The following is a 20,388-nucleotide window of genomic DNA, read 5'->3' on the forward strand; positions in this document are numbered from 1 at the left end:
TGGGGTGAGCCCTCAGGGCCGGTGCCTGATGTTACCGACCCCACCACGTGGCGCAGTCCACCTCTCGCTCAGCGTGAAACGGATCACCCATTAGAGGGAAGCTTCAGGCGAAAGCCGTTTCGGTGAGCCAGGCCTCGTCGAACTCGCCCGCGGCCACGATCACGGCCGGTCCGGTCATGTCGATCTGCCCGTCGGGGTGTTCGGTGATGCGCAGGGTTCCGCCCGGGAGGTCGACGGTGTACGTGACCGGTGCGCCGGTGACGGCCGGGTCGACGCCGTCGCGGCGGATGGTGGCCACGGCGACGGCGCAGGCGCCGGTGCCGCAGGAGCGGGTCTCGCCGGAGCCGCGCTCGTGGACGCGCATGGCGACGTGCCGGGGGCCGCGGTCGACGACGAACTCGACGTTGACACCCGTCGGGTAGGCGGACGCCGGGCTGAAGGGCGGGGCGGTGTAGAGGTTCCCGGCGTCGTCGAGGCTTTCAACGAAGGCCACGGCGTGCGGGTTCCCCATGTTCACGTTGCGCGCGGGCCAGCTCCGGGAGCCGACGCTGACCGTGACCTCGCCCTCGGGGAGTTCGGCGCGGCCCATGGAGACGGTGACGTCGCCGGTCTTGTCCAGGTGGACCCGCTTGATCCCGCCGCGGGTGGCGACGGCCAAGTCCCCGGGCTCGACGTGGCCGGCGAACTGGAGGTAGCGGGCGAAGACGCGCACGCCGTTGCCGCACATCTCGGCGATGGAGCCGTCGCTGTTGCGGTAGTCCATGAACCACTCCGCCTCGCCGGCGAGGTGTGCCGCCTCCGGGTGCGCGGCGGACCGGACGACGTGCAGGACGCCGTCCGCGCCGATGCCGGCCCGCCGATCGCACAGCTTCGCGACGGCGGACGCGGGCAGTTCGATGGCGTTGTCCGGGTCCGGAACGATCACGAAGTCGTTCTCGGTGCCGTGGCCCTTGAGGAAGGAGAGGGTGCGCTGCGTCACCCGCCCATGGTACCGAGGCCCAGCTCAGCGCCGCCGCGCGGTCCAGTACGCGGACCTGTGCGGGAGGGCCGGTCAGCGCAGCCGGGCGACCCGGTACACGGCCAGGCTCACGACGGCGAGCGCGATCACGGCGTACAGCGCGGCCATGCGCCAGTCCGGGCGGCGGCCGCTCCCCCGGGCCGGGAGCCCGGGCCACGTGTAGCCGACCCGTCGGGCGGCCATCATGCCCCAGCCTCCGGCGCAGCAGCTGATCAGGAAGCCGAGCATGGCGACCACGGCTCCGCCGTCGCCGAACTCGAAGGCGAGCGGGAAGGCGAACATCAGGGAGCCGGCGGCGGCGAGCATGGTGATGGGGGCGATCTGCCACAGGCGCAGGCGGCGCTGCGGGCGCAGCTCGACCTCGACTGCGGGGCCTGCGGCCGCCTCCGCCTCGGCGGTGTCCGGGGTGTCCGGGCCGTCGGGGGTCAGCCGCGCGGGATCCGCGGGCAGCCCGAGGCCTGCGGGCCCGTCCGTACCGTCGAGAAGCGTCGGATCCGCTTCCCGCCGGGTGTCGTCCCGCCCGGTGTCGCGAGGGCCGGCCTCCATCGCCACGCGCCCTCCCCACTCGGACTCAGTGCGCCGCCATTCACCGCAGGTGACCGCACCCGCAGCAGTTTGATGATGGCACGCCCCCGGCCCCGCAACGGGCGCACGGGGCGTCCCGATGCCATCACGTGATCAGGCTGTGACCGCTCGTTCGACCAACGACTGCGCGAGTCCGGGGAGTTCCCCCCGGTCGGCGGCGGCTCCGCTGAGCCAGTGCACGCGCGGGTCGCGGCGGAACCAGGAGTCCTGGCGGCGGGCGAACCGCTTGGTCGCCCGTACGGTCTCCGCCCTGGCCTCGTCCTCGGTGCACTCCCCGGCGAGCGCGGAGAGCACCTGCTGGTAGCCGAGCGCCCTGGAAGCGGTGATTCCGTCGCGCAGCCCGCGGGCTTCCAGCACGCGGACCTCGTCCACCAGCCCGGCCTCCCACATCCGGTCCACGCGCAGCGCGATCCGCTCGTCGAGCTCCGGCCGGGCGACGTCGACGCCGATCTGCACGGTGTCGTAGACAGACTCGTGGCCGGGCAGGTTGGCGGTGAAGGGGCGTCCGGTGATCTCGATGACCTCCAGGGCGCGGACGATGCGGCGGCCGTTGCTGGGCAGGATGGCCCGGGCCGCGGCCGGGTCGGCGGCGGCGAGGCGGGCGTGCAGGGCGCCGGAGCCGCGCAGCGTGAGCTCGTCCTCCAGGCGGGCGCGGACCTCGGGGTCGGTGCCGGGGAACTCCATGACGTCCAGGGCGCCCCGGACGTACAGGCCGGAGCCGCCGACGAGGACGGGCGTGCGGCCCTCGGCGAGCAGCCTGTCGATCTCCAGGCGGGCCAGGCGCTGGTACTCGGCCACGTTGGCGGTGTCGGTGACGTCCCAGATGTCGAGGAGGTGGTGCGGGACTCCGCCGCGCTCCTCGGTCGTCAGCTTGGCGGTGCCGATGTCCATCCCCCGGTACAGCTGCATGGAGTCGGCGTTGACGACTTCGCCGTCGAATTGGCGGGCCAGGGCGACGCCCAGGTCGGACTTTCCCGCCGCGGTGGGACCGACGACGGCGATGACCCGCGGGGCGGGGGCTGCTTTCCTCACCGCCCCAGTCTCGCAGCCCCCGGTCAAGACACGGCCATGTACCCGATCGAGTTACGTGACGGGGCGTGGGCGGGGTCGTTGCCCTGGCGAGGTTCCGGCCCGGCGTGCGCCCTGCGCCCGCCCGGCGGAGGCCGGTCCGGCCAAGGCGGAACTTCACTCACACGATTAACGTTATGGGAGTAGACATGGGCGTTTTTGATCGGTTTTTTCGTCGTAAGGAAGAGGCTGCGGCCGAGGAGGTCGCTGCCGAGGCCCTGACGGCGGAGTCCGGTACGGCCGAAGAGGCCGAGGCCGGGCCGGATGTTGCGGAGGCCCCGGCGGCGGAAGCCGTGGAGATCCCGAAGCAGCAGTCGGCCGAGGTGGCCGCGGACAGCGAGGCCGGCGAGGGCGCCCGCACGTAGCGACCGCCAACGGAAGGTGACCCATGGGCCTGCTGGACAATCTGAAGGCCAAGCTCGCTCCGGCGAAGGAGAAGGTCGAGGGCCTCGCGCAACAGCACGAGGGCAAGATCGGCGAGGGTCTGGACAAGGTGGCCAAGGCCGTGGACTCCAAGACCCACGGCAAGTACAGCGACCGGATCACGAGCGGTACGGGCAAGGCGAAGGACGCCCTGGGCAAGATCGCGCACAAGGACGCCCCCGGCGGTACGACGCCGCCGGCCACCTCCTGACGCGCTTCCGGAAGGGGCGCGGGACCAACGGCTGCCGCCGGTCCCGCGCCCCTTCGGCGTCTCCGGGAGGCCTGCGAAGCCCCGGCCACGGCCGAAGCCGGCGCTACGACCAGGCGGCCACGAAGTAGCCCACCCCGTACGGCGCGTCCTCGTACAGCAGGCGGCCCTCGAGGCCCGCGCCCTCGGCGGCGCCCGCCAGCACCTGCCAGGGGGCCCGGCCGGCGGCCTGGAGTTCGGCCGCGAGTTCGGCGTCGAGCGCGGCGAGGGCGGCCGTGTCGGCGGCGCCCAGGGCCCGGGCGGCGGCCGCGTCGAAGCCGGCGGCGCGCTCGTCGAGGTAGCCGGGGGCCTTGAGGGTCCGTCGCGCGCTGCCGTCACCCATGACGAGCAGTGCGACCCGGGCGTCGCGCGCGGCGAGCTCCCGGCCGGTCTCCAGGCAGCGCGCGGTGTCCGTCGGCTCCCCGACGCCCAGCCCCTCGACGGGGGCTGCGCCCCACCGCGCGTGCCGCAGCAGCCAGGCGCCGACGGCGAGCGACGGGGGCAGCAGGCGCGGCCCCTCGTCGCCCTCCCCGAGCTGTACGTCGCTCTCGACGCCGAAGCCGCGGAAGCTGCCGCGGGCGCCCTGCGGGTAGGGGCCGCGGTGGTCCTGGTCGGCGGCGCCGACCACGACCAGCAGGTCGGGCCGGGAGGCGGCGAGCACCGCCAGCGCGTCGGAGCAGGCGGTGCGGGCGTCGCCGAGTTCGGCGGCGGCCCCTGCGGCGACCTCCGGCACGAGCAGGGGCGGGGCGGGACAGACGGCAGCGGCTACGAGCATGATCCGCAGCCTAACGCCAGCGCGGCTCGGGCGGGGCGGCCGTGCGGTGCCGCTCGGGCGCCGCCGCCCCCGCGGCTTCAAGCCCTGGGGCTCCGCCCCGGACCCCACGCCTCAAACGCCGGCGGGGCTGGAGTCGGCTCCGGCCGAGCTGGTTCGGCTCAGCCCTGCGGTACCGCGCAGCCCGACGTCGCGGCCGGGAGGGGGGACGGGACGCCCAGGGTCGGGATGCCGAGCATGACGCCCGCGGGCTGGGCCGGGGCTGCGTTGCGCTTCTCCCAGGCGTCGCCGGCGCGGGTGCGGCGCACGGTCAGCGTCGGGCCCTCGGCCAGCAGGTGGTGCGGAGCCGCGTAGGTGATGTCCACGGTGACCACGTCGCCCGGGCGGACCTCCGCCTCCGGCTTCGTGAAGTGGACCAGGCGGTTGTCGGGGGCGCGGCCCGACAGACGGTGCGTGGCGCCGTCCTTGCGGCCCTCGCCCTCCGCGACCATGACCTCCAGCGTGCGGCCGACCTGCTTCTTGTTCTCCTCCCAGGAGATCTCCTCCTGGAGGGCGACCAGGCGCATGTAGCGGTCCTGCACGACCTCCTTGGGGATCTGCCCCTCCATGTCGGCGGCGGGGGTGCCGGGCCGCTTGGAGTACTGGAAGGTGAAGGCGTTCGCGAAGCGGGCCTCGCGCACCGTGTGCATCGTCTGCTGGAAGTCCTCCTCCGTCTCACCGGGGAAGCCCACGATGATGTCGGTGGAGATCGCGGCGTGCGGGATCGCGGCGCGGACCTTCTCGATGATGCCGAGGAACCGCTCCTGCCGGTACGAGCGGCGCATCGCCTTGAGGATCGGGTCCGAGCCGGACTGCAGCGGCATGTGCAGCTGCGGCATCACGTTCGGCGTCTCGGCCATCGCCGCGATCACGTCGTCGGTGAAGTCGCGCGGGTGCGGGGAGGTGAAGCGGACCCGCTCCAGGCCCTCGATCTGGCCGCAGGCGCGCAGCAGCTTGCTGAAGGCCTCGCGGTCGCCCAGGTCGGAGCCGTACGCGTTCACGTTCTGGCCGAGCAGGGTGATCTCCGAGACGCCCTCGGCGACCAGGGCCTCCACCTCGGCGAGGATGTCGCCGGGCCGGCGGTCCTCCTCCTTGCCGCGCAGCGCCGGGACGATGCAGAAGGTGCAGGTGTTGTTGCAGCCGACGGAGATCGAGACCCAGGCGGCGTACGCGGACTCGCGGCGGGTCGGGAGCGTGGAGGGGAACGCCTCCAGCGACTCGGCGATCTCGACCTGCGCCTCTTCCTGGATGCGGGCGCGCTCCAGCAGCACGGGGAGCTTGCCGATGTTGTGCGTACCGAAGACGACGTCGACCCAGGGGGCCCTCTTGACGATCGTGTCGCGGTCCTTCTGGGCGAGGCAGCCGCCGACGGCGATCTGCATGCCGGGGCGCTTCGTCTTCATCGGGGCCAGCCGGCCCAGGTTGCCGTACAGCTTGTTGTCGGCGTTCTCGCGGACCGCGCAGGTGTTGAAGACCACGACGTCGGCGTCGCCGTCCGAGCCCTCGGGTGCCCGGACGTAGCCGGCGTCCTCCAGCAGACCGGAGAGCCGCTCGGAGTCGTGCACGTTCATCTGGCACCCGTAGGTGCGCACCTCGTAGCTTCGCTTCTCGTCCACTGCCTGGCTCCGGTCGCTGCTGGTCATGGAACAAGGGTAGGCGGTACCCGGCAGCCCTCCGCTCCCGCGTGCGACCGGCCGCGGGGAGGCGGCCGGGGGACGGGGCGGGTGCCCGGGCGGCCCGCGCCGTGACAGGACGGCGGACGGGTGGCAGGATCGCGGACATGCCTCTCGTACCGCCCCGGATCAGCAGGCGCCACGCCCTGCGGGTCCTGGTGGCCGTACTGGCCGTGCTCGGCGTCCTGACCTGGTGGCTCAAGCCCTTCGGGGAGCCGGAACCGCAGGGCGGGCTGACCTTCAGCACGGGCGCGCGGACCGGCGTCTACCACCGGTACGGGCAGCTGCTGCAGCAGGCGCTCGGACGGGACGTGCCCGGGGTGGACGTCCGGCTGGAGACCAGCGAGGGCTCGCAGGAGAACCTGAAGCGGGTGGCCTCCGGTGAGGCGGACTTCACCGTGGCGACGGCGGACGCGGTCGCCAAGTACCAGCTCGACGGGAAGCCTCGCGCGGACCTGCTGCGGGGGGTCGCCCGGCTCTACGACGACTACGTGCAGCTGGTGGTGCCGGCCGACTCCGCGGTGCAGTCGGCCCGGGACCTGAAGGGCAAGCGGGTCGCGATCGGCCAGCCGGGGTCCGGGGTGCGGCTCGTCTCGGAGCGGCTGCTCAAGGCGGCCGGGCTGGACCCGGTGCTGGACATCACACCGGTGTCCATAGGCATCGACACCATGCCGGGCGAGCTGGAGGCCGGCCGGATCGACGCCTTCTTCTGGTCCGGCGGCCTGCCGACGAACGCGGTGCGCGAGCTGTCGGAGCGGTACCAGATCCGGCTCGTGCAGCTCGGCGACCTGGTGGAGCAGTTGCAGGGCAGCGGCAGTCCGGCGCGCTACTACCGGACGGCGGTCATGCCGCAGGACGCGTACGCGCGGGCGCGCAACACCAGCGCGGTGACGACCCTGGCCGTGCCGAACCTGCTGGTGACCACGGCGGAGACGGACCCCGCCCTGACGGAGCAGCTGACGCGGACGGTGATCCTCAGCCGCGACCTGGTCGGGCGCGAGGTCCACGCGGCGCAGCTGGTGGACCTGCGGACGGCGATCTACACCGATCCCCTGAAGCTGCACGAGGGCGCGGGCCGGTACTACCGGTCGGTCAAGCCCTGACGTCCTCCTCCACGAGGGCGGGAGCGGTGCGGCCGGGGCCCTACGGGGACGGGTGCGACGGCAGCAGCATCGTCGCCGCGGCGGCCGCGCCGATCAGGCCCGCGTGGGTGCCCAAAGTCGCCGGGACCACCTGGAGCTCCTTGACGAAGGAGAGCGTGGCGTAGGCCGCGAGGTGGGTGCGGATCGGGGCGAAGAGGATGTCGCCGGAGGCGGCGACGCCACCGCCGATGACGGCGATGTCCGTTTCGACGAGGGTCGCGGTGGCGGCGATGGCGGCGGCCAGCGCACGGCCCGCGCGGTCGAAGGCGGCCAGGGCGATCGGATCGCCCGCGGCGGCGGCCGAGGCCACCCCGGCGGCCGAGGCGTCCCGCGTGCTCCCCGTGCCGTTCCCGCTGCTCGCGCCTGCCGCCGGGGTCCAGCCCTGGTCCCGGGCCCAGCGGGCGATCGCCGTGCCGGAGGCGATCGACTCGACGCAGCCGCGGCTGCCGCAGACGCACGGTTCGCCGTCGAAGGCCACGCTGATGTGGCCGATGTGACCGGCGTTGCCCGTGGGGCCGGGGTGTAGCTGGTTGTTCAGGATGAGGCCGCCGCCCACGCCCGTGGAGACGACCATGCAGAGCGCGTTCTCGTGCCCCCGGGCCGCGCCCAGCCAGTGCTCGGCGGCGGTCATGGCCACGCCGTCCCCGGCCAGTACGGTCGGCAGCTCGGCCCCGCGCGCCGCGAGCTCCGCCGCCACCCGGGCCTGGACCGGGAACTCCCGCCACGCCCCGATGTTCACCGGGCTGACCGTGCCCCGGGAGGTGTCCACCGGGCCGGCGCTGCCGATCCCGCAGCGGACCGCCGAGGCCCACAGCGGGGAGCCGGACAGGTCGGCGACGACCTCGGTCACCGCCGCCATGACACCCTCCGCGTCCACTCCGCGCGGGGTCGCCCGGCGGGTGGTGGCGGTCATCGTGCCGTCGGGGTGCACCAGCGCACCGGCGATCTTCGTACCGCCGATGTCGATCGCCACCGTCGGGCCGGCGGCCGCGGCGGCGGCGCGCGGTGCGGGGAAGGGGGCGGTGGGGGTGATCACGGTGGCGGCTCCAGGAAGGGTTCAGGATTCAGTATGCGCCGGGGGCGGCGCCGTGCTCTCGCGAGGCTCCAGTCGCGGCTGCTCGCTGATCCGGACCCCGGGCGGCCCGCCCGCGAGGACGGCGAGGAGCTCCTCGGCGGCGAGCCGGCCGAAGCCGGCGGTGTCGCGTACGAGGGCGGTGAGCCGGGGGTGGGTGACCCGGCAGAGCGCGGAGTCGTCCCAGGCCACGACCGAGAGCCGGCCCGGTACGGGGATGCCCAGTTCGGCGGCGACCGCACTCCCGGCGACGGCCATCACGTCGTTGTCGTAGACGAGTGCGGTGGGGGGCTGGGGCTCGGCGAGGACCCGGCGGGTGGCGGCCGCCCCCTCGGCGTCGGAGTAGTCGGTGACCACCGAACGCACCTGGTCCGGGCCGAGTCCGCGCCGCGCGGCCTCGGTCCGCAGGGAGTCCATCCGGCGGACGGTGTGGGCGAGGCCGGGGAGCCCGGCGATGTGGACGATCCGGCGGTGGCCCAGCCCGTGGAGGTGGTCCAGGACCTGGGCCATGGCCCCGGCGTCGTCGGCCCGCACCGAGGAGACCACCGCGGACCCGGGGACCTCCGGGGCCGGGGAGGATCCGCCGGCAGGCTCGGGCTCGGGCTCCGGCTCCGGCTCCGGCTCGCCGATGGTGACCGCGGGCAGACCCAGCTCCCCGAGGAGTGCCGGGCGCGGGTCCCGCATGCGCGGGTCGACGACGAGAACCCCGTCGACCCGCCGTTCGGCCCACCAGCGCCGGTAGAGCGCGCATTCGGCGTCGATGTCCTCGACGACCTGGAACAGCAGCGCGGTCCGGGCGGCGGAGAGGACCTCCTGGATGCCGGAGACGAGCTGGAGGAAGAAGGACTCGACGCCGAGCGTGTGCGCGGGCCGGGCGAGGACCAGCCCGACGGCTCCGGACCGTTCGCCGGACAGGGCGCGGGCGGCGCTGTTGGGCTGCCAGCCGAGTTCCTCGGCGACGCGGCGGATGCGGGCCCGGGTGTCCTGCGAGACGCCGGGCCGGTCGTTGAGCGCGAACGACACGGCGCTCTCCGACACCCCGGCCTGCCGGGCGATGTCCTTGATCGTGGGTCTGCGGGCCATGACCTGTCTCATTCGTCCTTCGGGTGCGTCACGCGTGGCGGAATACGGAGGGCAATGGCCGGACCGTACGCGATCCTGCCCTGGCAGGCGGCCTTGACCGCGATCCAGTACTCCCCCGGAGGGGTGTCGAGCGGTGGCCGCACCTCGAACTCCATCTCGGCCGGCCCGTCCGCCGGCACGTGCAGGGGCAGGGCGGCGGGGCCCGTCAACTGCCAGGTCCCGTACGGGGAGACGGCGTAGGCACGGCCCGTCAGCGCGCTGCGGACGCCGGTGCTGCCGATCCGGGCCCGTACGAGGCCCCGCGCGCCGGGGGCGACGACGACCTCCCGGTCGGGGGCCTCCACCCACAGCCCGGCGGGGACGGGGCCGCCGGGGACGGTCACGGTCAGCACGTCCTCGAACTCGCCCGCGGGGGTGGCGGCGAGGATCCGTACCAGGTGTTCGCCGGGCCCGGCCGCGGCGGTGGGCGTCACGCCCAGCGGGATCCGCTCGTATCCGCCGGGTTCGAGGTCCACGGTCCGCCGGGTCCAGGAGGCGTGCCAGCCGTCGGGGGCACGGACCTCCAGCGCGACCGGGCCGCCCGCACCGGCGTGGGAGGCGAGCGTCACCGTCGCGGCGGACGCCGGGCCGTCACATGTCACCGTGTACGCCGCGTCCCCCAGCGGGGCCGTCCCCGTGTTGTGCAGCCAGTACCGGCTGAACACCGGCTGGTGCGGCTCCCGTTCGCCCTCCCGCAGCGGCATGCCGGAGGGTGTGCGCAGCAGCACGGTGGTGGTGGCCGCGCCGCCGATGCCCGCCCCGAAGGGGCCGAGCGGGCGGTCCAGCAGGTCCGCTTCGGCGCTCGCCCCGGTGGGCCAGAGCACCTCGGGCGCCGCCGGGCGGCCGTGCGTCTCGCGCAGCCGCACCGCCAGGCCGCCCTCCTCGCCGCGTTTCACGGCCTCGATCAGCACCCGGCCGGCCGGTTCCACGCCGAGGAGGGAACGGGCAGGCGGGCGCGGGCCGTCCGTCGGCGCCCCCGTCACGGCGGTGAGGGGCTTGTTGAACTCCCGTCCCCGGCGCGCCAGGTCCGCCTCCCGCCAGTCCCCCTCCCCCGCCACCAGCGCGTGCTCGAAGACGTGCGTCCAGTGCTGGAGCTGGAAGGAGCTGCCGTCCGGGGCGGTGCGCCGGGGAGGGTCCATCCACGCGCCGCTGGGACGGCCGGTGCACGAACGCATCAGGCTGCTGTGCAGCCGGCCCGCCGTGTCCACGGCGAAGCCGGGCGTGCCCCTGACCAGGATCCCGACGGTCCGGTTCGCGTACGGGACTTCGTGCGCCGCCTCCCCGGCCGGCCGCCCGGCGCCCGGCAGGCGGCCCGAGGCGGCGACGGTCCGGGCGAGTTCCGCAGGTGCCCCGGTGTCCACCAGGACCGGCAGGTCCCGGATGCCGGTCAGGGCGCAGCCGGGGCTCCACAGGGCGCGGAGCGGGGCCCGGGCCGGGATCCACGTCCGGGCGTGTTCCCGTACGGCCTGTGCGTACGCGGGCTCGGCCCCGTCCAGCACCGCCGCCGTGAAGGCATTGGCCCCGGGGCCGCCGAGGGCGATCCGGAAGTCCGGGAGGCTGCTGTCCACCGCCAGGTCGCCCCAGCGCGGGCCGGCGGGCCGGGTCGGGGTGGCGGTGACCCCGTACCGGCCGAGGGCGGTGACCAACTCCCGCAGGCCGTCCGGAGTTCCGGCGTCCGGAAGCACGATCTCGGCCGCGCCCAGCGCCCGGTCCGGCCCGGCCAGCGGCGCCGAAAGCGCGAACCAGTTGAGGCACGGACTGTCCAGGGTCCACGGGGCCCGGACGTGGTCGGCTCCCGCATCCGCCTCCGGGAAGGCGAAGCCGCGCCCCACGGCGGCGGCGGCCGTCTCCGCGACAGGGACCGCCCCGGGCACGTCCGCCGGGATCCGCAGCCGCACCAGCTGGTCGGAGCCGTCGAACTCGTCGATCCGCGTCGTCAGTTCCACCCGGTCGAGGCCGTCCCACAGGGTGGTGGTGCGGGTCCAGCGGACCGGCCCGGTGCGCCCGGTCGCCACGATCCGCGCCCCGAGCGGCCCCCGCTCCACCCGGCATGAGGCGGCGGGCGCGGAGCCCGAGCCGGTGCCCGGCCCCTTCGGCAGCAGGTGCCAGGGGCCCTCCTCGAAGTAGGGGTGCTGGGGGTACTCGTCCTGCACGACCAGCTCGTCCACCTCCCCGGCGCGCAGGAGTTCCTGCCCGGTGCGCCGGTCCAGCAGCCGGGCGAGGCCGCCGCCGCGCGCCGGATCGGCCTCGGCGCGGAAGAACTCGTTCTGCACGACGAGGCCGTCCGCCGGTTCCCAGCCGCCCGAGGCGGCCGTCCGCGGGAGCGGCGGCCCGGCCGCCTCCAGCCACCAGGTGCGGTGCCCGAGCGAGGGCACCGCCACGGCGAGGAACACCGCCTCGGCCACGGCTCCGGCCGCCGCCTCGATGTGGACGGGTGCGTACCGGCCCTCGGCGTCGCGAACGGTGATCCGGTGCGCCTCGGCGGCCGTCAGCCCCAGCGCGGCCAGGTCGACCGGCGTGCGGACCAGGTCGGTCCGCGTCCAGGACACCGGGTTGTGCACGGTCACCGCGAGGGGCGACGGCCCGCGGGTATCGGCCGCGCCGGTGAGCGCGGCGAGCGCCTCCTCCCGTACGGCGGCGGCCAGTTCGCGCGCCTCCCGCCAGGCCGGGAGCAGGTCCAGGTACACCTGGTCGGAGAAGGTCCCGGTCACCGCGTCGTGGTGGGCGGCGTGGAGCAGGTGGCGCCAGGCCTTGGCCAGTGTCCGCTCCGGATAGTCGAGCAGTCCCTCGGCACAGGCCAGTGCGGCGAACGTCTCGGCCTGTTCGAGGAGGTTCTCGGCGGCCCGGTGGGCCTGCTTCACGTCGATGTAGGTGACGTCCTTGCCGGTGTAGACGGGTCCCATCTCCCGGGTCACCGGCAGCGGCCGCTCCCCGCGCGCGGCGAACTCGGCCCGGACGGCGTCGAAGTGGGCGCGCGGGCCGGAGTGCTCCATGCGCGGCCAGCAGTAGCGGCGGTTCCAGGCGTGCTGCACGTCCAGGCCCCAGCGGTGGGGCCAGGAGAAGTCCGTGCCCATGGGGATCAGGACGTTGCGGGTGGCGGCGCGGGTGCGCAGCAGTTCGTACAGGTCCAGCAGCTGCTCGGCGGCGCTCCCGGCGTCGGGCGCGCGGTGGGAGGGCCAGCCGGCCGAGTAGTGGGCGGGCAGGTAGTGGAGCAGCAGCCCCTGCCCGCCGTCGTCCCCGGGCGCGATCCACTCGAACTCCGCGGGCAGCTGCATGGCGGTGGGCGCCCGCAGCGGGTCGCCCCACCGGTCCGTCATCGGGCCCCACTGGTGGTGCGGGCCGCGGGCGAGGACGGCGGAGTCGAGTCCGCAGCCGGACATCAGGGCGGGGAAGGACGGGTCGTGGCTGAAGACGTCGAGCTGCCAGGCGGTGCGGGGGTCGGCGCCGAGGGTGCCGCGGTGCAGGGCGAGGCCGTGGAGGGCGCCGCGGACGGTGGTCTCGGCGGAAGTGAGCGTGGTGGACGGCTCGTTGTAGGTGCCGCCGACGATCTCGACGCGCCCCTCGGCGATCAGCGCGCGCAGCTCGGCGCGGTCGGCGGGGTGGGTGTCCCAGTACGGCTTGAGGTAGTCGACCTCGGAGAGCACGAAGCGGTACGCCGGGTCCTCGCGGGCCTGTTGGAGGTGGAGCGGGACCAGGGTGCAGGCGGGCACGCCCGCGTACTCCCAGCCCCGCTCGGCCTCGCCGGGCCGTGGCGGGGCGTCCCACAGGGCGGTGTAGGCGGCCTGGGTGTTCCACCACATCGGGTCGTAGTGGAAGTGCGGGACGAGCCGGACGGTCCAGCCGGGCTCGGCGACGGTCAGCCCGAACGGCAGCTCGGCGAGGGGGCGCCCGCCGGGGGTGGCGACCCGGGCGGTGGCGGCCAGCAGCTCGCCGGGCGCGGCGGTCCCGGTGCGGACGGCGACCTCGACGGTGGCCGTGCCCGTCTCGCCCGTGCCCGTCTCGCCCGTGTCCGTGTCCGCGTCCGCGTCCGCGTCCGTGTCCGCGCGCAGGATGCGCGGGTGCGGGGTGGTGAGGCCCTCGCCGTGCACGGTGACGTACAGCGGGCCGGCCCGGCGCTCCCAGCGGATGCGCACGCGGACCACCTGCGACGGCGTCTCCGGAGGCCCCGCAAAGAGGGCCTGAGTGGCGACCGCCGTGACCGAAATACCGCTGTCCATTTCCGCATGCTTCCCTGTGGCCGGCCATGACTAAACCGCATTAGTTCCCTCAGGTTCCAGCGAACAGAACCCTTGTGTCAACTGGACTGAAGCGCATAAGTAGCCCGACCTGAGGCCCTGTTGACTTTCCTCATCCACACCGGCAGGTTGTGGCCCATCCGGCGAATTCCCCCAGAACTCCAGGACGCCCTGTGCACGATGACGCGCTCCGCTTCGGTGCCAACTACACGCCGGCCCGCGGCTGGTTCCACCACTGGCTGGACTTCGACCTCGACGAGGTCAGGGCCGACCTCGACTCGATCGCCGCGCTCGGCCTGGACCACGTCCGCGTGTTCCCGCTGTGGCCGGTCTTCCAGCCGAACCGGACGCTGATCCGGCCGCGCGCCGTCGAACAGCTCGTCGCGCTCGCGGACGCGGCCGCCGAACGCGGGCTCGACGTCAACGTGGACGGGCTGCAGGGCCACTTGTCGAGCTTCGACTTCCTGCCCGCCTGGACCCGGACCTGGCACCGGCGCAACCTCTTCACCGACCCGCAGGTGGTCGCCGGACAGCAGGAGTACCTGCGCACGTTGGCCGCCGCGCTCGCCGACCGGCCGAACTTCCTGGGCATGACCGTCGGCAACGAGATCAACCAGTTCTCCGACGCCCCGCACCCCGACCCCGACCGGATCACCCGGGACCAGGCCTCCCGCTGGCTGGAGCGGATGCTCGCCGCCTGCGAGCAGGGCGCGCCGGGGCGGATGCACCTGCACGCCGAGTACGACGCCGCCTGGTACCAGGACGGGCACCCCTTCACCCCGGCCCAGGCGGCCCGGCTGGGCGCGGCCACCGCCGTGCACTCCTGGGTGTTCAACGGCACCGCGCAGCGCCACGGCGGGCGCGGGACCGCGACCGAGCACCACGCCGCGTACCTCGTCGAGCTCTCCAAGGCCTGGGCCCTCGACCCGCACCGCCCGGTGTGGCTCCAGGAGGTCGGCGCCCCAGCGCCGTTGATCCGGCCCGAGCACGCGGCGCGGTTCACGGAAGCCACCGTCACGAACGCGCTGGACTGCCCGGACCTGTGGGGCGTGACCTGGTGGTGCTCGCACGATGTGTCCCGGGAGCTCGCGGACTTCCCTGAGCTGGAGTACGGCCTCGGCCTGCTCACCAACGACCGCCGGACCAAGCCGGCCGGCGCCGCCGTGGCCCGGATCGCCGAGGAGTGGCGGGGCCGTGCGCACCGCCCGGCCGTGCGCTCCACCGCGCTCGCCGTGGACGCCGGCGGGGCGCAGGAGGCCCCGGGCCGGTCGGTGTGCGCCCCGGGCGGCGCGTTCTTCGAAGCGTGGGCCGCGCTGACGGCCCAGGGGGTGCGCCCCGCGGTGGTCCTGGCGGAGCAGGCCGAGGACCCGGCCCACCTGGCGGCGCGCGGCATCACCGAGGTGCTGCGCGTGACGACGTGACCTGACCGATCCCCTCGTGAGGAGCCCCGCATGGCCGAGACCGACGAGAGCGACGAGACCGGCAAGATCAGCGAGACGGGCAGCCACATCGACCCGCGTACGCCGCCCGCCGGGCCCGTACGGCCGTCCCGGCGCGCGGTGCTGGCCGCCGGGGCCGGGGCCGCCGCACTGCTGGGCGCGGCGGGCCAGGCCCCGTACGCCTACGCCTCCCCCGCCGCCTCGATGCCGCCGGCCCCGCCGGCCCCGCCGGCCCCGCCGGCCCCGGCCGACCTGGCCCCGTACGCCTCGTACTGGTTCCCGGACTCCCTCCCGGCGGGGACCCCCGGCCCCGGGATCGTGTGGCGCTCGCTGCTCCGGTGGAGCCCGGAGCGGGACCCCGACCTGGCCCACAACACCGCGACCGTTCCCCTGGCGCAGCGATTCACCCCGGTCCCGGCGCACCGGGACGCCCGGGCCGGCCAGGCCCGCATCGCGTCCCTCGTCTCCTTCGGGCCCACCGCCGGGAACCCCTCCCAGGGCTCCCCGACCGCCGACTACTACGCGCTCACGCACTGGGCGTACATCGACGAGCTGGTCTTCTGGGGCGGCTCCGCCGGCGAGGGCATCGTGCTCGCCCCGAACGCGCCCGTGGTCGACGCCGCCCACCGCAACGGGGTCCGGGTGCTGGGCAACGTGTTCCTGCCGCCCGTCGCCTACGGCGGCGACCTGCAGTGGACCCGCGACCTGGTGCAGCGGGACGCCCTCGGCCGGTTCCCGCTCGCGGACAAGCTCGTCCAGGTGGCGCGGACGTACGGCTTCGACGGCTGGTTCGTGAACGCCGAGACGGACGGCGGCGACAGTGCGCTGGCCGCCCGGATACGGGAGTTCCTGCGCGCGCTGCGGGCCGCGGGCGCGCCGCACGGGTTGCGCATCACCTGGTACGACGCCATGAACGCCACGGGCCGGGTGGGCTGGCAGGGCGCCCTCAACCAGCTCAACCAGGAGTTCTTCGAGGACCGGGCCGGGAAGGTCGCGGACACGATGTTCGTGGACTTCCGCTGGACCGCGCAGACGCTGGCCGCGTCGGGCGCGCTCGCCGACCGGCTGGGGCGTTCCCGCCACGAGCTGTGGGCGGCCGTGGACACGGAGTCCCGCGGCTGGGACTCCGCCGTCCCCTGGGACGCGATCATCCCGCGCGACCGCGAGCACGTGGTCAGCTACGGCTTCTACCGGCCCGAGTGGACCCGCAACCACCTCGCCGACCGCTCCCCCGGCGCGTTCCACCGCGCCGACGACCGGTTCTGGACGGGCGAGTCCCTGGACCCCGCGAGACCCGCCCCCGAATCCGCCTCGGGGTCCGGGTCCTCGTCCGGGTCCTCGTCCGGGTCCTCGTCCTCGTCCGGGTCCGGGTCCGCGTCCGGCTGGCGGGCCCCGGCCACGGCGGTCGCCGACCGGTCCACGGTCACCGGGCTTCCCTTCGCCTGCTCCTTCAACACCGGGCACGGGCTGCGCTGGTACGAGAACGGCAAGGCCGTCTCCGACACGCCGTGGAACCACCTCGGGCTCCAGGACCGGCTCCCGGGCCGCCGCTGGGTGGTGGAGACGGCCGGCGAACGCCCCTGCGTCACCCTGGACTTCGCGGACGCCTGGCGCGGCGGCTCCAGCCTGCTGGTCGCGGGCGCCCTGACCGCTCCGACGGTCATCGGGCTGCACTCCACGCGACTGCCGCTGACCCGCGGGAGCGTCCTGGAGCTGGTGCACGCCGGGGGGTCAGGGCCGGTCGCGGTGGAGGTCGGCGTGGCCACCCGCGAGCCCGCCGCCCCCGGCGAGCCGGTGCCGTACACGTGGCTGCCCGCCGGGAGAACGGACCGCGGGCGGGGCTGGCGCACGGCGCGGGCCGGGCTCGGATCGCTGGCGGGGAGGACCGCGTACGCGCTGGCCGTACGGATCACCGCGTTCGGGAGGGAGCCGGTGGTGTGGCGGCTGGGCGCCCTGTCGGTCTACGACACCCCCCGCCCCGGGCGCCCGGCCCCGCCCACCGCGCCGGCCGTCGTCGCCTCGGCCCGGCGGGACGGGAAGGCCTGGCTCCGCCTCTCCTGGCGCGGCGCGGCCGGCCGGCACCCGCAGCCGCGCCTCTACGAGGTGTCGCGCGTCCTGCCCGACGGGACCCGCCGCTTCCTCGGCGGCACCTGCGGCACCGCCCTCTACCTCCCGGCCGTCCCGCGGGCCGGGCGGGAGCGGGCGGCCGCCTTCGAGGTCCGGGCCGTGGACGAGCTGTACGGGGCCTCGGCCCCGGCCCGCACCTCCCTGGCCTGGTAGCGGCTCAGGCGCCGTGGGGGTCGGTGCGCGGCACGGACACGGTCACCCGCAGCCCGTGCGGCGGGTTCGTCTCGTACGAGAGGGACCCGCCGCCCGCGGCGAGCAGCGCGCGGGAGATCGACAGGCCGAGCCCGGAGCCCTTGATGTTCTGGTGGCGGCCGCTGCGCCAGAAGCGGTCGCCGACGCGGAGCAGCTCCTCCTCGGTGAGGCCGGGTCCGCGGTCGGCGACGACCACGCGGGCGACGCGTCCCTCGGCGGCGACCGACACCTCGACCTCCTCACCCTCAGGAGTGAACTTGAGGGCGTTGTCGATGACGGCGTCGAGCGCGCTGGACAGGGCGATGGGGTCGGCCCAGCCGGTGACCGCGGTCCGGCCCGTCTCGGTGAGCCGTACCCCCTTCTCCTCCGCGTACGGGCGCCACGCGGCGACCCGCTCGGCCGTCAGCGCCCCGATGTCGGTGAGGCTGATCTCGGCGGAGGCGTGCTCGGCCAGCGCCAGGTCCAGGAGGTCGTCCAGCACCTGGGTCAGGCGTTTGCCCTCGGTGCGTACGGAGGCGATCTCCTCGTTCCCCTCGGGCAGTTCGAGGGCGAGCAGCTCGATCCGCAGGAGCAGCGCCGCGAGGGGGTTGCGCAGCTGGTGGGAGGCGTCGGCGACGAACGCCCGCTGCTGCTCGAGTACCTCTTCGACGTTGTCGGCCATCTCGTTGAACGAACGGGCCAGGCGTTGGAGTTCCGGAGGCCCGCCGGCGGCCGCGACGCGCGAGTTCATCCGTCCGGTGGCGATGCCGTGGGCGGCCGCGTCCAGGGTCTGCACGGGCTTGAGCACCCAGCTGGTGAGCCTCAGGGCGGCGCCGAAGGCGACCAGCATGGCGGCGGCGAGGCCGCCCGCGATGAGCAGCCAGCCCTGCAGGATCCGGCCGCGCATCAGGTCGGTCGGCGAGTCGGTGGCGACGACCGCGACCACGTCGCCGTCGAGGACGACCGGGGAGACGACGAGCAGTCGGCCGTGGGTCTGCCAGGGCCACACCTGCGGCGGATCGTGGCTGCGCCGGCCGGCGAGGGCCTCCTCGAAGGCATCCCGGCCCTCGCCGGACTCCGGGATCTGCCACCAGCTGGGCGAGCGGGCCATGTCGTTGTCGTCGCGGTAGAAGATGCCGACGCGGATGCCGTACAGCTGCTGGTAGCGGGCGAGTTCGAGCTGGAGGGTCTCGTGGCGCTCGTCGGCGCCGGTGGATCCGGAGCCCTGGGCGTCGATGACGAGCTGGGCGAGGGCGGCGAACCGGGCGCTGTCGTCGATGCGGTCGACCACCACCCGCTGCTGCTGTCCGGCGGCCAGGCTCACCGCGAGCGGGAAGCCCAGCGCGAGCAGCGTGCCCGCCATCAGGATGACGAGCAGCGGGAGCAATCGGGCGCGCACGGCAGAGGACCCCTAGGGGGCGGACGGGGCGGTCGGGGCGGACGGCGTGACGAGCCGGTAGCCCACCCCGCGGACGGTTTCGATGAGGGCGGGCATGCGCAGCTTGGAGCGCAGGGAGGCGACGTGGACCTCCAGGGTGCGCCCGGTCCCCTCCCAGCTGGTGCGCCACACCTCACTGATGATCTGCTCGCGGCGGAAGACGACGCCGGGCCGCTGCGCGAGCAGGGCCAGCAGGTCGAACTCCTTGCGGGTGAGCGGTACGTCGGCGCCGTCCACGCTGACCCGGCGGTTGGGCAGCTCGATGCTGACGGGGCCGAGCCGGACCGTGGCGGGCGTACCGGTCCCGGTGGCCGCGGCCTCCTCGGAGGCACCCGTGCGCCGGGCGACGGCGTGGATGCGGGCGAGGAGCTCGCCGGTGTCGTAGGGCTTGACCACGTAGTCGTCGGCGCCCATGTTCAGCCCGTGGATGCGGGAGCGTACGTCGGCGCGCGCGGTCACCATGATGACGGGGGTGGCGGTGCGCTTGCGGATCTTGCCGCACACCTCGTAGCCGTCCTGGTCGGGCAGGCCGAGGTCGAGCAGGATCACGCCGTAGGGGGACGCGCCGGGCAGGGCCCCGGCGGGCAGCAGCGCCTGCAGGGCTTCCTCGCCGCTGCGGGCGTGGGTGACCTTGAAGCCGTGCCGGGCGAGGATCGCGGACAGGGCGGCGGCGACGTGATCGTCGTCCTCGACGAGCAGCAGTCTCATGTCGTCCCCCTCTCCTCTTCTCGCTCCCGGGCTTCCCCGGGGATGGTCACACGGATGGCCAAAGGGTGGCCATCATGCATACACGCCGATGCGGAGTCCCACGTCAAGGGGGTTCCGCCGCGGCGCGCCTTCCGTTATGCACCCGGTACGCGCCGCATTCGACCACGCCGGTGCCGCGCACGGAGCGTATCCGGGGGAAGCCGGATCGTTATGCTCAATTCTCCCTCAGATGTGATGACGTTGTGGACGTGACGTCACTACTGTCCTCCCAACCGAGGAGGACGGAGCAAGAAGCCGATGAGCGGAGTATCAGTGACCAAGGACGTGCAGGACGCGGCCGGTGCCGCGGACGACCTGGTCGTACTGAGCAACGTCAACAAGCACTTCGGCGCGCTGCACGTGCTTCAGGACATCGATCTGAGCATTGCCCGCGGTGAGGTAGTCGTCGTGATCGGTCCCTCGGGATCGGGCAAGTCCACGCTGTGCCGGACGATCAACCGTCTGGAGACCATCGACTCGGGCACCATCACGCTCGACGGCAAGGAGCTGCCCTCGGAGGGCAAGGAACTGGCCCGGCTGCGCGCCGACGTCGGCATGGTCTTCCAGTCGTTCAATCTCTTCGCGCACAAGACGGTGCTGGAGAACGTCATGCTGGGCCAGGTCAAGGTCCGCAAGACCGACGGGGCCGCGGCGCGCGAGAAGGCGGTGGCCCTGCTGGACCGGGTGGGCGTCGGCTCGCAGGCCGACAAGTACCCGGCGCAGCTCTCCGGCGGCCAGCAGCAGCGCGTGGCGATCGCCCGGGCGCTGGCCATGGAGCCGAAGGTCATGCTGTTCGACGAGCCGACCTCGGCTCTCGACCCGGAGATGATCAACGAGGTGCTGGAGGTCATGCAGCAGCTCGCCCGTGAGGGGATGACCATGGTGGTCGTCACGCACGAGATGGGCTTCGCCCGCTCTGCCGCCAACCGGGTCGTCTTCATGGCCGACGGAAAGATCGTCGAAGAGGCCACCCCCGAGCAGTTCTTCAGCAACCCGCGCAGTGACCGCGCCAAGGACTTCCTGTCGAAGATCCTGCACCACTGAGGGTCTCGTCTGGTAGTCATCCGTAT

16 protein-coding genes are annotated in these 20,388 nt (G+C 74.3%); 6 read left to right on the top strand and 10 right to left on the bottom strand.

All coding sequences use genetic code 11. The features are described 5' to 3' along the window. Positions 1–103: 103 nt before the first annotated feature. The 3 genes from dapF to miaA all read right to left on the bottom strand — a co-directional run bounded on the left by dapF (position 104) and on the right by miaA (position 2,635). The gene (gene dapF, locus RIU97_RS11245; RefSeq protein ID WP_404955778.1) at positions 104–979 is read right to left on the bottom strand and encodes a diaminopimelate epimerase; all 876 of its coding nucleotides are present in this window, start codon (positions 977–979) and stop codon (positions 104–106) included. A 72-nt stretch (positions 980–1,051) separates the two neighbouring features. Continuing rightward, positions 1,052–1,570, bottom strand: coding sequence for a hypothetical protein (locus tag RIU97_RS11250; protein WP_404955780.1), 519 nt, complete (start codon positions 1,568–1,570; stop codon positions 1,052–1,054). 126 nt (positions 1,571–1,696) lie between these two features. Next, positions 1,697–2,635: a tRNA (adenosine(37)-N6)-dimethylallyltransferase MiaA gene (gene miaA / locus RIU97_RS11255; protein ID WP_404955782.1), complete on the bottom strand. Its 939-nt coding sequence runs from the start codon at positions 2,633–2,635 to the stop codon at positions 1,697–1,699. 185 nt (positions 2,636–2,820) lie between these two features. On the opposite strand from miaA, the gene RIU97_RS11260 reads away from it, so the two are divergent. Both RIU97_RS11260 and RIU97_RS11265 read left to right on the top strand, forming a co-directional pair. Next, complete coding sequence (locus RIU97_RS11260) at positions 2,821–3,036, top strand: gliding motility protein (protein WP_404955784.1); 216 nt, start codon at positions 2,821–2,823, stop codon at positions 3,034–3,036. Positions 3,037–3,059: 23 nt separating this feature from the next. After that, positions 3,060–3,305 (top strand): antitoxin, encoded by a 246-nt coding sequence (locus RIU97_RS11265; protein WP_404955786.1) that lies wholly within the window; start codon positions 3,060–3,062, stop codon positions 3,303–3,305. Positions 3,306–3,408: 103 nt separating this feature from the next. On the opposite strand, the gene RIU97_RS11270 is transcribed toward RIU97_RS11265, so the two are convergent. Continuing rightward, positions 3,409–4,116 carry a class III extradiol dioxygenase subunit B-like domain-containing protein gene (locus RIU97_RS11270; RefSeq protein WP_404955788.1) on the bottom strand — a complete coding sequence of 236 codons (708 nt, stop codon included), beginning with the start codon at positions 4,114–4,116 and terminating at the stop codon, positions 3,409–3,411. Positions 4,117–4,274: 158 nt separating this feature from the next. Next, positions 4,275–5,795 carry a tRNA (N6-isopentenyl adenosine(37)-C2)-methylthiotransferase MiaB gene (gene miaB, locus RIU97_RS11275; RefSeq protein ID WP_404955790.1) on the bottom strand — a complete coding sequence of 507 codons (1,521 nt, stop codon included), beginning with the start codon at positions 5,793–5,795 and terminating at the stop codon, positions 4,275–4,277. Between the two features lie 137 nt (positions 5,796–5,932). Here miaB and RIU97_RS11280 point away from each other — a divergent pair, with 137 nt between their 5' ends. Next, positions 5,933–6,928: a TAXI family TRAP transporter solute-binding subunit gene (locus RIU97_RS11280; protein ID WP_404955792.1), complete on the top strand. Its 996-nt coding sequence runs from the start codon at positions 5,933–5,935 to the stop codon at positions 6,926–6,928. A 40-nt stretch (positions 6,929–6,968) separates the two neighbouring features. On the opposite strand, the gene RIU97_RS11285 is transcribed toward RIU97_RS11280, so the two are convergent. The 3 genes from RIU97_RS11285 to RIU97_RS11295 all read right to left on the bottom strand — a co-directional run bounded on the left by RIU97_RS11285 (position 6,969) and on the right by RIU97_RS11295 (position 13,378). After that, a complete protein-coding gene (locus RIU97_RS11285) occupies positions 6,969–7,940 on the bottom strand; it encodes an ROK family protein (protein ID WP_404962812.1) in 972 nt (323 codons plus the stop codon). A gap of 84 nt (positions 7,941–8,024) precedes the next feature. Then, complete coding sequence (locus tag RIU97_RS11290) at positions 8,025–9,122, bottom strand: LacI family DNA-binding transcriptional regulator (protein WP_404955795.1); 1,098 nt, start codon at positions 9,120–9,122, stop codon at positions 8,025–8,027. Between the two features lie 8 nt (positions 9,123–9,130). Next, positions 9,131–13,378, bottom strand: a complete 4,248-nt coding sequence (locus tag RIU97_RS11295; RefSeq protein ID WP_404955797.1) for a glycoside hydrolase — start codon at positions 13,376–13,378, stop codon at positions 9,131–9,133. Between the two features lie 191 nt (positions 13,379–13,569). Here RIU97_RS11295 and RIU97_RS11300 point away from each other — a divergent pair, with 191 nt between their 5' ends. Both RIU97_RS11300 and RIU97_RS11305 read left to right on the top strand, forming a co-directional pair. Beyond that, on the top strand, positions 13,570–14,817 hold the full coding sequence (locus RIU97_RS11300) for a glycosyl hydrolase (RefSeq protein ID WP_404955799.1): 1,248 nt from the start codon (positions 13,570–13,572) through the stop codon (positions 14,815–14,817). Between the two features lie 30 nt (positions 14,818–14,847). Then, a complete protein-coding gene (locus RIU97_RS11305; protein WP_404955801.1) occupies positions 14,848–17,115 on the top strand; it encodes an endo-beta-N-acetylglucosaminidase in 2,268 nt (755 codons plus the stop codon). 4 nt (positions 17,116–17,119) lie between these two features. Here RIU97_RS11305 and RIU97_RS11310 read toward each other — a convergent pair whose 3' ends face one another. Then, positions 17,120–18,532 carry an ATP-binding protein gene (locus RIU97_RS11310; RefSeq protein WP_404955804.1) on the bottom strand — a complete coding sequence of 471 codons (1,413 nt, stop codon included), beginning with the start codon at positions 18,530–18,532 and terminating at the stop codon, positions 17,120–17,122. Between the two features lie 12 nt (positions 18,533–18,544). Then, positions 18,545–19,279, bottom strand: a complete 735-nt coding sequence (locus RIU97_RS11315) for a response regulator transcription factor (RefSeq protein WP_404955806.1) — start codon at positions 19,277–19,279, stop codon at positions 18,545–18,547. A gap of 297 nt (positions 19,280–19,576) precedes the next feature. On the opposite strand from RIU97_RS11315, the gene RIU97_RS11320 reads away from it, so the two are divergent. After that, positions 19,577–20,362: an amino acid ABC transporter ATP-binding protein gene (locus RIU97_RS11320; RefSeq protein WP_383568923.1), complete on the top strand. Its 786-nt coding sequence runs from the start codon at positions 19,577–19,579 to the stop codon at positions 20,360–20,362. The last annotated feature ends 26 nt before the right edge of the window (positions 20,363–20,388 follow it).

Origin of the sequence: Streptomyces sp. 147326 (genome assembly GCF_045000215.1) — a bacterium.
Lineage (GTDB): Bacteria > Actinomycetota > Actinomycetes > Streptomycetales > Streptomycetaceae > Streptomyces.